Origin of the sequence: Corynebacterium sp. HMSC064E07 (genome assembly GCF_001815745.1) — a bacterium.
Classification (GTDB): domain Bacteria; phylum Actinomycetota; class Actinomycetes; order Mycobacteriales; family Mycobacteriaceae; genus Corynebacterium; species Corynebacterium jeikeium_D.
On sequence record NZ_KV821825.1, the window covers coordinates 29,731 to 43,181 of the forward strand.

Annotated in this window: 7 protein-coding genes; 5 read left to right on the forward strand and 2 right to left on the reverse strand. The window is 59.3% G+C overall.

Annotated elements, in window-relative coordinates; genetic code table 11:
* Positions 1-190: 190 nt before the first annotated feature.
* The 5 genes from brnQ to HMPREF3053_RS08155 all read left to right on the forward strand — a co-directional run bounded on the left by brnQ (position 191) and on the right by HMPREF3053_RS08155 (position 7,873).
* Positions 191-1,594, forward strand: coding sequence for a branched-chain amino acid transport system II carrier protein (gene brnQ, locus HMPREF3053_RS08135; RefSeq protein WP_070549801.1), 1,404 nt, complete (start codon positions 191-193; stop codon positions 1,592-1,594).
* A gap of 80 nt (positions 1,595-1,674) precedes the next feature.
* Positions 1,675-2,919, forward strand: a complete 1,245-nt coding sequence (locus HMPREF3053_RS08140; RefSeq protein ID WP_070438613.1) for a dicarboxylate/amino acid:cation symporter — start codon at positions 1,675-1,677, stop codon at positions 2,917-2,919.
* Positions 2,920-3,042: 123 nt separating this feature from the next.
* The gene (gene thrC / locus HMPREF3053_RS08145; RefSeq protein ID WP_049189589.1) at positions 3,043-4,491 is read left to right on the forward strand and encodes a threonine synthase; all 1,449 of its coding nucleotides are present in this window, start codon (positions 3,043-3,045) and stop codon (positions 4,489-4,491) included.
* 140 nt (positions 4,492-4,631) lie between these two features.
* Positions 4,632-6,368 (forward strand): thiamine pyrophosphate-binding protein, encoded by a 1,737-nt coding sequence (locus tag HMPREF3053_RS08150; RefSeq protein WP_224784053.1) that lies wholly within the window; start codon positions 4,632-4,634, stop codon positions 6,366-6,368.
* A gap of 77 nt (positions 6,369-6,445) precedes the next feature.
* Entirely contained in the window at positions 6,446-7,873 is a 1,428-nt protein-coding gene (locus HMPREF3053_RS08155) for an MFS transporter (protein ID WP_049189591.1), read from the forward strand.
* Positions 7,874-7,902: 29 nt separating this feature from the next.
* On the opposite strand, the gene HMPREF3053_RS08160 is transcribed toward HMPREF3053_RS08155, so the two are convergent.
* On the reverse strand, positions 7,903-10,116 hold the full coding sequence (locus HMPREF3053_RS08160) for a hypothetical protein (protein ID WP_070438616.1): 2,214 nt from the start codon (positions 10,114-10,116) through the stop codon (positions 7,903-7,905).
* A gap of 98 nt (positions 10,117-10,214) precedes the next feature.
* Positions 10,215-13,397, reverse strand: coding sequence for a bifunctional [glutamine synthetase] adenylyltransferase/[glutamine synthetase]-adenylyl-L-tyrosine phosphorylase (locus HMPREF3053_RS08165; protein ID WP_070438619.1), 3,183 nt, complete (start codon positions 13,395-13,397; stop codon positions 10,215-10,217).
* Positions 13,398-13,451 lie beyond the last annotated feature (54 nt).

Here is a 13,451-nt window from a genome sequence, read left to right on the forward strand (position 1 = left end):
AATTTCACATTAAGAGTGTCAGTTTTCGACATCGTGGCCTTTCATCTACATGGGCACACGAACTGCAATTGCGCTGTTGTAACGGGCGTTTGCGCCACCGCAGCACAGGCAACAACGGCGTCGCCACAGCAGCTTGCAGCATCGCCCTTGACCTTACGGGCGACACTAATTTAGAAAGAACACAATTCTCATGACCAAGTCGAGCGGAGTGGAGTCCCCGAAGTCTTTCGCTTCCATTATCGTTGTTACAGCTCTCATGCTGTTTTCGATGTTCTTCGGCGCGGGCAACCTCATCTTCCCGCCGAAGCTCGGAGTGGATTCCGGTACCAATTTTGGCCCCTCAATCACCGGCTTCCTGCTCACCGGTGTGGCGTTGCCAGTTCTGGCCATCATCGCCATCGCCATTTCAGGCAACAACCTGCGTGACCTAGCGTTTCGCGCGGGCCGCATCTTTTCCTTAGGCTTCCCGGTAATCGCATACCTTTCCATCGGTGCTTTCTACGCTCTGCCGCGTACCGGTGCCGTGTCGTACGAAACCGGTGTCCAGCCGATTTTCGGCAGTGATTCACTGGCCGTCGCTGCGGCCTTCTACTTTGTTTTCTTCGGTATCGCCTTAGCACTTGCGTGGAATCCGAATGAAATTGTGTCCAAACTGGGCAAGATCCTCACCCCGGCTCTGCTAATTCTCTTGGTTGTATTGGTTGGAATGTCGGCATTCAAATTCGATGCCGCTCCGGCTGCGCCAATTGAGAAGTACTCCTCTACCCCATTTGCCTCCGGCCTGGTCGAGGGCTACCTCACAATGGACTCCATCGCCGGCCTGGCATTCGGCATCATTGTCATTTCTGCCCTCCGCGTCAGCGGTGTCCCAGAGGGCAAGCGTATGGTTCGCGGCACAATGATCTCAGGCCTGTTCGCCGGCATTTTGCTGGCCATCATCTACTTGGGTCTGGGCTATGTCGGCCAGGTGCTGCCGAATGCCGCCTCCTTCGATAACGGCTCGGGCATTCTCGCAGAGGCTTCCAAGCTGGCCATGGGCCAGGTCGGACAAATCGTCTTCGGCCTCATCGTTCTGCTCGCATGTATGACCACGGCTGTCGGCCTGATTGCCGCCACCAGCGAGTTCTTCAACCTGCTACTTCCGGGCATCAGTTACAAGGCATGGGCGATTATCTTCACGGTCATGTCCTTCGTAATGGCAACACAGGGGCTGTCTCAGGTACTGGCGATTGCCGCGCCAATCATCACCTTTATTTACCCGCCGGCTATCACGCTGATTGCACTGACTCTTCTCGACCCGGTCATTTCCTACTCCTTCAAGCTGCATTACACCTACCGCCTGGGCGTCTGGGTTGCCACCATCTGGTCGGGTATCTCGGTGCTCTCCGGTTTGGGTGTCGGTGGTTCTGCTTTGGCGGACTTCCTCAGTCTCGTACCTGGTCAGACCATCGAGTTCGGATGGTTCCTGCCAACTCTGGCAGCGACGGTAATTGGTTACGCAATTGACGTCGTCACGCGAAAGCAGCGCGCAAATCGCCCGGCGAGTGTGCTTGCCGACGAGACCGTTGCAGAAGAGGTAGCCGAAAAGGCGTAAAACCACACCCGGTTATTTGCGTTGCATAACGTAAATACCGCACGCTAGAGAAGTAAATTCCATCCGAACAAGGATTGACTATGAGTACCCGAATGCGTTTTACGCAAACGCTCCTTTTCCGCGTTATTGTCGCGATTATTCTGGGCATTGTCTGCAGCTTTTTCTTCCCGGACTGGCTGGCTCGAATTTTTGTCACTTTCAATGGCCTCTTTGGTAACTTCCTGGGCTTCTTTATCCCGGTGCTGATTTTTGCCCTCATCACGCCGGCGATTGCTAGCCTGGGCCGCGGCGCCGGAAAGTGGCTGGGTATTACCACTGCTATCGCCTACGGCTCGACGGTGTTTTCGGGTCTATTGGCCTACGCCGCCACCCAGGGGCTCTACCCTTGGCTGCTCGGCGCTGATCAGGCCGGCACATCGGTGGATATTGATGAGGGCGCGCTGGAGAGCTTCTTCAATGTAGAGATGCCACCACCGTTTGACGTCATGACCGCCCTGCTGCTGGCTTTCACGGTCGGTGTGGCGATGACCACCGTGAAGTCGGACTCGCTCTACCGCGGTGCGACGCAGCTGCGCGACGTGATTATGAAGATCATCTCGGCATTTATCATCCCACTGCTGCCGATTTACATCTTCGGCATGTTCCTGTCTATGGGCATGAACGGCAACCTGACCACGACGCTGTCGATGTTCTTCAAGGTGCTGCTGCTGGCAGTCATCGGCACCGTGCTCCTGTTGGCAATCCAGTTCTCCATCGCTGGCGCCATCGCTGGCCGCAGCCCGTGGACGTCCCTGAAGAACATGCTGCCGGCTTACGCCACCGCACTCGGTACCTCCTCCTCGGCCGCTACCATTCCGGTGACTTACAAGGCCGCGCTGAAGAATGGTGTCTCAGAGAAGGTCGCAGGCTTTACCGTGCCGCTGTGCGCAACCATCCACCTGGCCGGTTCGATGATGAAAATCACGCTGTTCGCATTTGCCGTGATGTTCATGGCGGACAAGCCGCTTTCGCCGGGCATGGCCATCGGCTTCATTCTCACTTTGGGTATCACCATGATCGCGGCTCCGGGCGTTCCAGGTGGCGCAATTATGGCCGCGGTCGGAGTGCTGCAGTCCATGCTGGGCTTCGATCAGGAGCAGGTCGCTTTGATGATTGCCGCCTACATCGCCATCGACTCCTTCGGTACCGCATGTAATGTCACTGGAGACGGTGCAATTGCCATGATTGTTAACCGCTTTGCCAAGGATGATGTCATCGACCGTTCCGAAGAGCTCAGCTTCGACGCTGAAGAGGCCAATTCCGCATCTTCCACAACCGAGGCCTAACTGGCTTCGGTGCATATGTAAAAATTAAAGAAAACATCCACCGGTCAACCCCGTCGCAATCTTTCAAAAGGCCTTCTTATGGGCCGATGCGGCGGGTGTTGGCATACATGTAAGGGGCCCGCCTTGGACTTCATTTCGACTCGCGACCCAGAGCGCACGCCGCACAAGTTCTCAGACATTCTCCTGGGAGGTCTCGCTAACGACGGTGGCCTCTACCTGCCGGTCGAGTACCCACAGGTTGACGATGCCACTTTGACGCGTTGGCGCTCCGTGCTTGTCGACGACGGTTACGCAGCCTTGGCTGCAGAGGTCGTCAGCCTTTTTGTGGACGACATTCCACTGGAGGATTTGCGCGGTATCTGTGCACGGGCGTACACCTACCCGAAGTTCTCCGATCCGGATATTGTGCCGGTGACGAAGCTGGAAGATCAGCTCTACATCGGTCACTTGTCCATGGGCCCCACAGCGGCATTCAAGGATATGGCGATGCAGCTGCTCGGTGAGTTCTTCGAGTATGAGCTGGCTCGTCGTGGCGAGACCCTGAACATCCTCGGCGCCACCTCTGGTGACACGGGTTCCTCGGCCGAGTATGCAATGCGCGGCCGTGAGGGAATCAGCGTGTTCATGCTAACTCCGGCTGGTCGAATGACCGCGTTCCAGCAGGCTCAGATGTTTGGTCTGCAGGATGCCAACATTCACAACGTCGCCCTCGACGGTGTCTTCGACGATTGCCAGGACATCGTTAAGGCCGTCTCCGGTGACTTGGAGTACAAGGCCAGCCGCCACATTGGTGCAGTCAACTCGATTAACTGGGCTCGCCTGATGGCTCAGATCGTGTACTACGTCTCCTCGTGGATTCGTGTCACTGGCGGCAACGGTGCTGAGGCGAACAACGCGCAGAAGGTCAGCTTCAGTGTGCCGACCGGCAACTTCGGTGATATTTGCGCCGGCCATATTGCGCGCCAGATGGGTGTGCCAATTGACCGCCTGATTGTGGCTACCAATGAAAACGATGTCTTGGATGAGTTCTTCCGCACGGGTGCCTACCGCGTGCGCAGCGCTGCGGAGACTCAGGCTACCTCTTCCCCATCGATGGATATCTCCCGCGCGTCTAACTTCGAGCGTTTCATCTTCGATCTGCTGGGGCGCGATGCTGAGCGCACTGCAGACCTCTTTGGTGTCAAGGTCAAGGAGGGCGGCTTCTCTCTTACTGCTGATCCGATCTTCCCGGAGGCTTCTGCCCAGTACGGTTTCCTCTCCGGTCGCTCGACTCACGCTGACCGCGTCGAGACCATCAAGGACTGCTGGGAGCGCCTAGAGGTCATGGTCGATCCGCACACCGCTGACGGCATCCACGTCGCCCGCGGCCTGGTAGACCAGGTATCCACCCCAATTGTCTGCCTGGAGACCGCTCTGCCGGTAAAGTTCTCCGAGACCATCCTGGAGGCCACCGGACGCGAGCCGGACTGCCCGGAGCGTTTCGCGGACATCATGAATGCCCCGCGCCGCGTTACCGAGCTGCCGAATGATGTCGATGTGGTGAAGAAGTTCATCGACGACAACGTGGCTTAAAACCGGGCATAGCCCAACCCCCCCCCCCCCCCATCCGCGCAGCAGCGATGTGGAATAGTGCCCTCTTTTTTAAGGGCAAACGGCATTATCTTGGGCTATAGGGCTGTTATTACCCCCGTGATTACCTCACAATTGTTCACATGAGTTTCACTCGAGTTAATAGCCGTCCTATGCCCCACGCGCCCGCATCTTCCCCGCAGGAAGGTTCCCAAAAGACAACCACGGTCTCGCGGGCGCTGGCCGACACACTGGCCCAGCACTGCGACCACTGCTTCGGTCTCATCGGCAACGCGAACTCCCACTTCACGTCAGCCCTTACTGAATCGGGATTCGGCTACTCCTCCGTCCGACACGAATCGGCTGCTGTCGGGGCCGCCGATGCATTCCACCGTGCAGGTGGAGGGCTTGCCATCGCGACCGCCACTTGCGGCGCAGGATTTACCAATGCGCTAACCACTCTGGCCGAGGCTCGAGTAGCCCGTATTCCGCTAATTTTTGTCGTCGGCACGCACCCGGAACGCCCACGTCCCTTTGACCTTAATCAGGCGGCGCTCCTCGACGCCCTCGACGTCTGTCATCGCACCGTTACTCCCGAGTCCGCGCTTGACGACGCAAACTTTGCGGTCCAGCACGCACTGAGTTCTCGGCAGCCTGTCGTGCTGCTGCTCCCCTATGACATCCAAGAAGCACCGATTACGGCATCTGCGTCTGAAACACAGTCGACTAATCAGGAGCATCTGCACACCGGCCGACCAGAATGGTTGGAGTCAACTGTCGCGTCGCTGGCCGAGGAACTGCAAACTGCCCGTCGCCCACTCATTATTGCTGGTAGAGGTGTGTTGCTCTCTGGTACCGCAGATCTAGTTCGCCGCATCGGGGACGGTGCGGGGGCACTGTTTATGCACTCAGCGATGGCTCGTCATGTGCTTTCCAGTCCGTGGCAGATTGGCACCGTGGGCGGTTTTGCGCACGCGTGGCAGGTGGAGCTAGCTCGACAGGCCGATGTGGTGCTGTTCCTGGGAGCAAGCTTCAACGCTTTCCAAAACCGTGGCGGCAACATGTTTGCACCGGACGCGAAGATTATCCAGGTTGTCGACGAGCCCCATCCCGCTGCTCAGCCGTCGGTGACACCGCTATTGGCTAAGTTGGAGGAACTTCTGCCCGTACTGGCAGAGCAGCTGGAGAAGTCCCGGGGGGCGTCGTCAAGCACATGGCGTGCGGAGTTGAAGACACTGCCGACGACAGCGGAGGTCGAGTCGCTGACGTGCGCGGATGGCCGGTTGGATCCGCGGGCGTGCCTGCAGTATCTGAATCGTATCCTGCCCAATCAGCGCGCTGTGTGTACTGACGGTGGCCATTTCCTGGGGTGGGTTCCGAAATATCTTGATGTGCCTGGTCCGCAGCAGCAAGTGATTGTGGGCACGGCGATTCAGTCAATTGGTTTGGGCATGGGGTCACTTGTCGGCCTCGCGGCGGCACGCCCCAAGGACTATTGCGTGCTAGTCGCCGGTGACGGTGGCGGCACGATGGGTATTGCGGATTTACCTGCGGCGATTGAGCAGCTGCGGCGTGGTCGTGGCGGTTGCGTGGTGTTCATTAACGATGCTGCCTATGGCGCGGAGCTGCACCAGTTTGGCGATGTCGGGTTGGACACCTCGTCCATGGAGATTGCCGACTACGACTTCGCCGCAGTCGGACGTGCCTATGGCGCTCACGGTTTCAGTGTCGGCGAACCTGAGGACTTTGCCCAACTCGACGCCTACTTCCATGACGTTTCCAACTCCGATGAGGCTTCCGTTGCCGTAATTGATTTCAAGGTCTCACGGCTGGTGGTCGCGGACTTCGTGAAGGAAGTTCTGGCTAAGGCACAAAGGTAGTTTGCCGCAGGCATGATCGGGGCCATCTAGGCCCCGGTGCGACCCCTCTTCAGGCCGGTTGGTTGATGGGGTCTACAATGTGGCGAGTGGTAAAGCAGCGTAACGGTAAAGATCAGATTTCATCAACAGATCAGCCCGCCACAGCGGTGGCAAAGGACCCGCGCGAGCACGTCACTGGCCGCGCGATTGCCGTCTGGCTGGCGGCGCTGATTACCTACATCGTTGCCATCGTCGGCCGCACCTCCATGGGTGTCGCTGGCGTCGAGGCGCTCGATCGCTTCCATATCAACGCCTCCCAACTCGCGCTGTTCACCGCCGTGCAGGTTGGCGTCTACGCCCTGGCGCAGATTCCGACGGGCATCATCATTGACCGCGTCGGCGCCAAGAAAACGATGGTCGTGGGCGCACTGATCATGGCGCTAGGCCAGGTCATCATCGCGTTTACGACATCGTATCCGCTGGCTGTCATCGCTCGTGTGTTCATCGGCGCCGGCGATGCCACCGCATTCCTCGGTGCGATGCGACTGCTTCCCGCGTGGTTCCCACTGCGCGTCACTCCGCTGTTCACGCAGCTCACGGCTGGTCTTGGCCAGCTCGGCCAGTTCATCTCTGCGGTCCCGTTCCTCGCGATTCTGCACGCCGCGGGGTGGGTGCCCGCGTTCTTGTCGCTGAGCACCGCGGGTCTTCTCATCGCTATCGTAGGCATGATCGCGCTTGCCGACGTCCCGGAGAACTCCTCCACAGCCAAGATGTCACTTCGTAAACGCCGCGCCGCCGAGAAGGCCGCGAAAACGGCTGCCGATGGCGGAGCCTCTGCCGCAGCCGATGAGAAACTAACTATCGGCCAGACTCTGAAGATTGTGACCACTCACCCGGTGTGCTGGCAGGGTTTCTTCACTCACTGGACTGGTTTGATGCATCAGTGCATCTTCACATTGCTGTGGGGCATGCCTCTGATGATGCTAGGTATGGGTCTTAAGCCCTCCGAGGCCAGTGTGGTGCTGGTCGTTAACACGCTGTCAGTAATTATCGCCGGGCCGTTGATGGGCATGGTCTCGGCACGCACCGGCCGCGACCGTATCAAGGTTGTTGTCGCAATCGCGTTTATCAACATGGCCGTCTGGCTTGTGTTCCTGGCACCGAGCAACCCACCAGCGTACTGGGCAATTATCGTAGTCAACATCCTAATGGCCGGTCTTGGTGCAATGTCCAACTTCGGCTTTGACTCAGTGCGCGAAGAGGTCGATCGCAAGGTACTCGCCACCGGCACTGGGTTGGCGAATATGGGCGGTTTTGTGGCCACCATGCTCGCTGCACAAGGTGTCGGCTTCCTGCTGGATATTGCAGCTCCCGATGGAAATTACACCTGGGAGACCTTCCGCATTGGCTGGTTGGCTGTCGTCGGTGTGTGGGTGATTGGTTTCGTTGGCCTGCTGGTTGCAAAGCGTGCGGCGGCACGCTTTGTCGCCCAGCAGAGCCGTTTTGAGCTGGAACCTACGGAGTAGGAACTACAGGAAGTCGAGAGACGGAGCGGCTAGAACAGCGAAAGCTGCTCTGGTCCTTCCAGTCCCTCCGAGTCATCCGAGTCCTCCGATCGCCCAGAGGAGTCTGCGCGGCCGCTATCCGCCGTGCGTTCGCTGCCATCGGTCTGAGCACCATGGGAAGCGCGCTCACCGGTGTCAGTTTCGGAGGCTGCGTTCTCCGGGACGTCGTCAAGCGAAGGCGTTGCTGCTACGGCCTCACGCTCATACATTTCCTGCAGCTTCTCGGTCTTGGTAATGCGGACTAGCTCGGCGTAGATGACCAGCTTCATAGAACTATTGACCAGTGGCCCCAGCTGGGAAAACAGGACATCGACGTCGCCGTCAACCGCGAGGCAAGCGCGACGCAGGCTCTCCTCGGAAATAATCCAGCGAGAAGTTTCCGCGCAGGTTTCGCGGTCGCCGATGAAGTCCAACGCGAGGGCAACCTGGTTGCTGGCGACGCCATCCAATGTGGCAGCCAGGCGCTCGTTAGGTGCGGCATCCTTGAACAGGCGGGCAATCTGGACTGCCTCCGCCGTCGGCACCTGACCAGCGGCATACTCAGCGATGAGTTCGGCCATGCGCTGAGCACCGACGTGCTGATCAGTCAGCCAGATGTCGTGCAAGGCATACATGATGGCCATGGCCTGCCAGGAGGCGTGCCCATGGTAGAGAATGCCCAAGATGCCGGCCTGCTCCAGTAGCCAACCGACCATCGCTTCCCCATCGGCGCCATTGCGAGCGCAGAGGTTGTCGACATTCCAAGCCATATGCCCTTCGACGCAGCAGCCATAGAACTTCTGATCTTCCTCCAGCTGCGCGGCCAGTGACACTACTTCACGCGCGGCATACGGGTAGCCGTAGGCAAGGGTGGCATGCGACAAATCATCGACACCCATGGTCACCCACGGAAACTCGCCGTGCCACGGACCGCGACCAACGAGGAAGCCCGCCGCGAGATACGCCCATCGAGTCGAGGCATCAGCGTTGTACCAGTACTGCAGTGCGCGCGGCGTCGGATGCCCGCTGTCAGCGTGAATCAATCCCGCGTTGACCAGCATCTCCACAATCCAGGGCGCCGCGAAAGCACTCGCCCCTATTGAGGCTGCGAAGTCCTGAATCCACAGCAGGCTCGATTCCTCATACATGTGCAACGGGTCCTTCAGGCGCCCGTCGCCGCTGCCCGCAGCATCCATAAACGCCGAAGCAAACGCCACCGCAGCCACCGAAGCTTCGGTCAATTCCTTTGACTCCAGCGTTGCCGGGAAAGACTCCGTCGGATGCGGCTTACGAATCGACCACATGTCGCCCTTGAGCGCCAACGCGACTGCGCCCACCAGGCGGGCAACCACTGTCGATTCGTTGCGTGCTTCCGATTCTTGCTCAAATGTCGGTATCGCCGGTTCTTCTAGCACAGTCAGCAGCAGACGCTCTTCGGCCCAGCGCACCGCGTCGGCACGTAGTTCAGACCACATATAGGAGGGCAAGTACTTCTCGTCGGTTGCCATCCAGCGCAGCTCATTGCGAATATCCACCGGAGCTGTCATCACCAGAGCCCGCACCTTCACCGGATCGCAGAGGAAGCCTGCAATGTGCTCCACCTGGCGAGCCTGCACATTCCGCACCGTTAAATCGCTGGCGTTCAGAGCTCGCGATGTGCCCTCTCCCGGCGCGTTATCCGGCTCCAGCCCCATGCGCTCCATACGGCGACTCAGCACATCCGCTGGCATATTCGCCACCAAGTCGGCGACGCGGAAACTGAGGCTCGGTTCCGCCGGGAACACCTCCGAAATATGTGGTGGCACATGCCACACGCCCGCCGGTTCCTCCCACACGAGCCCCTGGCGCTGGCCACGGCGTAGCACATGCTCAAGCTGCTGCTTGCCGACGCGACGACGCTTGCGGTCAACGCCCTTCGGCGTATCGTGCGCCATCACGTCCGCATCCGATGCCCAATAAGCCACTTCTGTGAGGGTATCCAGCGATGCGGAATCCTCCAGAATATGAACCAATTGGGCCACATCGAGAACATCGGGATCACAAAAAGACAGCGCCGTATGCGCTGAATCCTGTGACATCAGCAATTCCACCGCCTCTTGTCCAGCAGCTGAGGTGTCAGCTGCTGGACACGTGCGGCTCAATAAAAAACGCAGGTCAGTGCCATCTAGGTTGAGAATGAAATCCTCATACCTAGGGCGTACCGAGTAATCGACGTTGCGTTCCATAGCCCACCATTATGCCCGGTCGCCGTGCTAAGACAAAGGCTGCACCCCGCTGCCACATAATGAGCCTCGCAGCGAGGTGCGGCAGACCTCTGCCCGGCCTACTCGTGGTCGGGGTTCTCCTCACCCCAAAACACACGATTGACGACACGGCTGGAGTGACGAGTCAGACGCAAATAGTGCTCAATAAAACCGTTGGAATCCGATGCTTCCCACCCCGCCGCACCTGCGACCTGAGTCAGCTGACGCCCCGGCTGTGGCAGCTGATCCGTGCGTTTACCACGCGTGAGCACCAGCGCATTGCGAGCATTCGTCGCCATCAGCCAGGCATCCCGAAGTGCGTCGGTATCCTCCTCATCTAGAATTCTGCGGTCTTTCAGCACTTCCAGACACTCCAGTGTCGACGTGTTGTGCAACTCCGGCACTTCGTGGGCATGCAGCATGATTAGCAGCTGCACAGTCCATTCAATATCGGTCAGTGCACCGGAACCGAGTTTGGTGTGGGTACGCCGATCAGCTCCGCGAGGCAGCCGCTCGGAATCAACACGCGCCTTCATACGACGGACATCGCGGACCATCTTGGCATCAGCTCCGCCCTGTGGGTACCTCAGCGGATCGATGGCCTTAAGGAAGCGGGTGCCCAGGTCTTTGTCGCCGGCAATCCAGGTAGCCCGTAGCAGTGCCTGAATCTCCCAGGTTTCACCCCAGCGCTCGTAGTAGGTCACATAGGAATCCAGGGTCCTGACAATCGGGCCCGAGCGTCCTTCTGGGCGCAGGTCCACGTCGACCTCCAATGGCGGGTCCTGGCTTGGCTTTGCCAGCCGACGACGCAACGAGTCACAAATCCTGGTTGCCCACTTGACCGCCTCGGAATCGTCGACAAGCGGCGCTCCATCGGCGTCCTTGCGGGGTTCACAGATGAACATCACGTCGGCATCGGAGCCGTACCCCAGTTCAGCACCGCCGAGTCGCCCCATACCAATCACGGAGATAACGCCCGGGACCTCCGAGTCAGGATGCTCCAGCGACCATGCACGGATTTCGGCGGCGAGGGCAGCTTCGAGTACGTTGTCCCACACCATCGACAGAGAGTGACAGACCTCTTGCACATCCATCAGTCCGAAGAGATCTGCGGAGGCAATGCGCGCGAGCTCTGCACGGCGCAACGCACGTGCCACACCAATGGCCTTAGCTGGACTGTTGTGACGAGCAGCCGCTGCGACCAGCGCACGCCCGACTGCATCGGAGTCGGTATTCAGTAGCTTCGGCCCGGACGCGCCGTCGCCGAACCGTTTAATTACGTCCGGCGCACTCATAATCAGATCAGACGCGTACGGCGAAGAACCGAGCACCCGCATCAACCGCTGGCCGACGACGCCCTCATCGCGCAGCGTACGCAGGAACCACGTTTCGTCGTGGAGCTTCTCAGAGAGCTTGCGATAATTGAGCAGACCCGCGTCGGGGTCTGGCGTCGACGATAGCCACTCCATCAGCGTCGGTAGCAGCATCGCCTGAATACGCGACTTGCGCGAGGTGCCCGCCGCCAGCGCAGAAAGATGCTCGTAGGCGCGATCCGGGTACTGATAGCCCAGCGCGGCCAGCTGGCGCTTTGCCGCATCGGCCGATAGCTGCAGGGTTCCAATGTCCTGCTCCACCACGGAGTTCAGCAGTGGACGGTAGAAAAGCTTGTTGTGCAGGGAGCGGATCTGTGAGCTGGCCAGTCGAACCTGCTTGGCCAGCGGTTTGCTGGCATCGGTGCCGCCCTCACCGACGATGCCAGAGGCGCGACCGAGCCACTGAAGAGCTTCGGTGTCGTCGTCGGCAGGCAACAAATGCGTCCGCCGCATCTTTTGCAGCTGCAGGCGGTGCTCCAGCAGACGGACGAACTCGTAGGCGTTAATCAGCGCGGCACCGTCTTCGCGACCGATATAGCCAGCCTCGACAAGTGCGTCGAGTGCCATCACAGTTGGCAGCACGCGGAGGCTATCGTCATAGCGACCATGGACCAGCTGCAGCAGCTGCACCGCGAACTCGACATCACGCAGACCACCGCGACCGAGCTTGAGCTCTCGGTAGCGAAGCTCTTCGGGGACGTTTTGGACCACACGGGCGCGCATGCGTTGAACATCATCGACGAAGGATTCCCGCTGAGAGGCGGTCCACACCATCGGAGCTAGAGCATCGATGTATTCGCGGCCCAGCTCGATATCGCCTGTCATCGGCCGCGCCTTCAGTAACGCCTGGAACTCCCAGGTTTCGGCCCAACGCTTGTAGTAGGCGACGTGGGAATCCACGGTGCGTACGAGTGCACCCGACTTACCCTCCGGTCGGAGATTCGCGTCGACCTCAAAGAAGCAGTGGCAAGAAATCCGGATAAATTCGCTGGCCAAACGGGTGGCTCGGGCATCCGCCGGCTCTGCGACGAATATGACATCCACATCGGAGATGTAGTTCAGCTCTTCCGCACCGCACTTGCCCATGGCGATTACGGCCAGGCGTGTTGAGACCGGCGACGAAGGAAAGACCTGTTGCACCGCGACAGAGAGTGCAGCCGTCAACGCCGCATCAGCCAGATCACTGAGTGCCTCCGAGACCTGACGGAATGGGACTTGTGGCTGTCCCGGACGGCGAGGACCCCGTGGATACGTGCCAGCCAAGTCGTAGCACGCAATACGCATGATCAAGTCGCGGTAGGCGCACTGCATCGCAACTTCGGCCTCACGGCCGGTTAGCTTCGCACGGTACAAACCGGGGCCTTCAAGCGTGGCGGGCGCAACGACGGGGTTGCGATACTCGGGATCCTCCTGCTTTTCCAGACTGGCCTCATCAGTGAGTTCGATGACCTCGGGCACAGCCCCGACGCTGGAGAGCATCTCGCGGAACATGTCTGCCTCAGTTGGAAACTCAGCTTGGAGCAGAACCCACTTTTCTGGGTGTGCAACCAGGTGATCGCCCAGTGCACTCGAGCCGCCGAGCAGCGCAAACATACGCGTACGTAGCGGCACCTGCTCGCGCATGGCTTCATCGAGACCGGACCAGGTGGCCCAGTTCTCCAGCTTTCCCTGCTGCTCCAGCTCGTCGAGAGCGCCTTTCAGCCGCACTAGCGCCATAAGCGCCAGCTTGGGGTCGCTGGCTCCGGCAAGACCCCACAACAGATGTAGGGACTCCTCGTTGTACCACCCCAAATCTTCCAGGTCAGCCCGCGTCCGATCGTCGTTACGCAAGCCCAGCGCTGCGGGCCGCGGCACTGATTGGCGAGATGTGCGAGGTCGATTCATCACCATTGAAACTGGTCACCCAAAAAACAAATTAAAGACGAAAAAGGAAGGGGGCGGTAC